Genomic DNA, 1,557 nt, shown 5'->3' with positions numbered 1-1,557 from the left:
AGATGACTTGGCACTTCAAGTATGGCTTCAGGAGAAAATGTGGCCTATGGAAGCCAAGTTTACATCTACGGACGTGTACTGGGGTACGTCCTTGTCTGTGCTGGAAATGCTGAAAGGTGGAACAACGACCTTCCTGGACATGTACGATCATATGGATGAGGTGGCTCGTGTAGCTGAAGAGTCAGGTATTCGTGCAAGTCTGATGCGTGGAGCAATTGGACTATGCTCGGAAGAAGAACAGCGAATCAAGCTGGCTGAGGCCGTGACTTTTGCGCGTAACTGGCATGGTAAAGCAGACGGGCGTATTACAACGATGATGTCTCCGCACGCGCCATACACATGTCCACCTGCGTTTATTGAAAAATTCGTACAAGCTGCGCATGATCTGGACTTGCCACTGCATACGCACATGTCTGAGACGATCGCCGAAGTGGAGCAAAACGTACGCGACTACGGTTTGCGTCCAGTTGCACACTTAGATAAGCTTGGCTTTTTCTCCCGTCCTTCGCTTGTTGCCCATGGCGTCCATTTGAACGACGAAGAAATAGCTTTACTGGCTGAACGTGGTGTAGCGGTTTCGCATAATCCTGGTAGCAACTTGAAGCTGGCAAGTGGTGTGGCCAGAGTGCCTGAATTGCTGCGTGCAGGGGTTACTGTTTCTCTCGGAACGGATGGTCCTGCCAGCAATAATAACCTGGATATGTTCGAGGAAATGCGTCTGGCGGCACTTATTCACAAGGGTGTATCCGGTGACCCTACGGCAGTTCCTGCAAGTGAAGCGCTGCGTCTGGCAACAGAATACGGTGCAAAGTCGATTGGTTTAAAAGAAGTAGGAGCGTTGGCAGCAGGCAACAAGGCTGACTTTATCGCGTTGGATCTGAATCAGGCACATTTCTTGCCGCGTACAGATCTTATTTCCCATGCGGTATACTCTGCAAGCGCCAAGGACGTGGCTCATGTGTGGGTAGACGGTCGCCAGGTTGTGAAAAACGGCGAATGCCTGACTATGGACGAGGAACGTATCAAACATGAGGCACAAGCCGCCTTTGAAGGGCTGCTGTCGCGCTAATTTAGGTGTCACATCCCCTTAGAGAGGAAGCACAGGTTTGAAAAATAAGAAAAAGTGGATAGCGGTCGCCATTTTGGCCGTGATACTGATCCTGATCAGCATTTTCTGGTATTATTCCTATGTTACTCAAGACCAGGTGGCTGAGGAAAATGCTGCTATCATTAAGGCCAAGCAATCAGGTGGTCTGGTTAGCACGACTCAAACATGGAAGTCTGTGTGGGATCAGGTATATTGGGTGGTTCAAGGGAAAAATGCACAGAATGAAAATATAATGGTGTGGGTTCCTTTTCAAAAAGTGGAAGGACAACCTAACGTACCTGCCGCAGATAATAGCGGTGTTCACACCGAGTTGCTGAAGAACGGAGTCGATGAGCAAAAAATGACGGCAATAATTCAGCAGCAGCTTCCAGGTGCAAAAATTGTAAGGCTTCAGCCGAGTGTGTTCAATGGCGAATATGTGTGGCAGTTGTTTTACGATGATGGAAGTC

The 1,557-nt window shown here is 48.9% G+C and carries 2 protein-coding genes; both read left to right on the top strand.

The window, feature by feature from the left end:
* On the top strand, positions 1–1,069 hold a 1,069-nt coding region (locus tag GRP75_RS26515; protein WP_160790842.1), incomplete at its 5' end, for an amidohydrolase.
* Between the two features lie 37 nt (positions 1,070–1,106).
* Positions 1,107–1,557, top strand: a 451-nt coding sequence (locus tag GRP75_RS26510) for a cell wall elongation regulator TseB-like domain-containing protein (RefSeq protein ID WP_160790841.1), incomplete at its 3' end; no start/stop codon positions are given.

This window comes from Paenibacillus sp. OT2-17 (assembly GCF_009827695.1).
Lineage (GTDB): Bacteria > Bacillota > Bacilli > Paenibacillales > Paenibacillaceae > Paenibacillus > Paenibacillus polymyxa_B.
Note: the sequence above shows the minus strand (reverse complement) of the source record. Positions and strands in the feature narration are given on the sequence as shown.